Genomic DNA, 756 nt, shown 5'->3' with positions numbered 1-756 from the left:
GAACGCGGCTGCCGCGCCCGCACCGGCCAGCAGGGCACTGAGGGAGATGATCTTCAGCAGGCCGGACGCACCTGTGTTGGCCAGCGAGCCACCGCCGCCGCCAGTCCCCGAGCCGCCACCTGTTCCGGAGCCTCCGCTGGTCCCGGAGCCTCCGCCTGTCCCTGAGCCTCCGCCGGACTGGGGGCCCGGATTGTTGGGCGGCTCAGAGGTCGGCGGCTGCGACGACGGAGTGGGCGTCGGCGTGGGAGTCGGTGGTTTCTGCTTGGGGATGTACACGCCGGCGTCGATCGTGTGATCGACCTCGCCCGGCTTGTCCGGGGCGGTGACAGGTGCGCGTCCGTTGCACAGCCGCCCGGTCGTCGGCGGGGTCACATTCGAGTCATGTGCCCGGTTGGCGCCGGCCCGCGGGAGTGTGAACCGCAGCTTGGTGGCCGGCGGCTGGGTCGGCACCTTCTCGGTGTCCGCGGTGCACACGTCGAACTGCACCGTGTACTTCGCACCCGGCTTGAGCTCGTAGGCGGCGCCGACGCCACCGAAGTAGTACTCGCCGGCGGCATCGGTCTTGGTCGTGGCGACCTGCTTGCCGTCGGCGTCCAGCAGGTTGATCGTCGCGTCCGGCAGCGGCACTTCGTTGCGGCCCTCGGGATCCTGGATCCCATTGTGGTCGCCGTCGAACCACACCCGGTTGCCGATCTGGATCGGCGCGTTCGCCGCCTCGTAGGCGATATCGCCGAGCCCACCGGCCTTACCGAACCC

General features: G+C 70.4%; 1 protein-coding gene. It reads right to left on the bottom strand.

Features of this window, described 5'->3' with window-relative positions; translation table 11 throughout:
- Window positions 1-756 (bottom strand): SdrD B-like domain-containing protein (locus tag KN815_RS43335; RefSeq protein WP_301184699.1); only part of this gene is annotated, 756 nt, incomplete at both ends.

Source organism: Streptomyces niphimycinicus (genome assembly GCF_018883605.1).
Classification (GTDB): domain Bacteria; phylum Actinomycetota; class Actinomycetes; order Streptomycetales; family Streptomycetaceae; genus Streptomyces; species Streptomyces niphimycinicus.
Note: the sequence above shows the minus strand (reverse complement) of the source record. Positions and strands in the feature narration are given on the sequence as shown.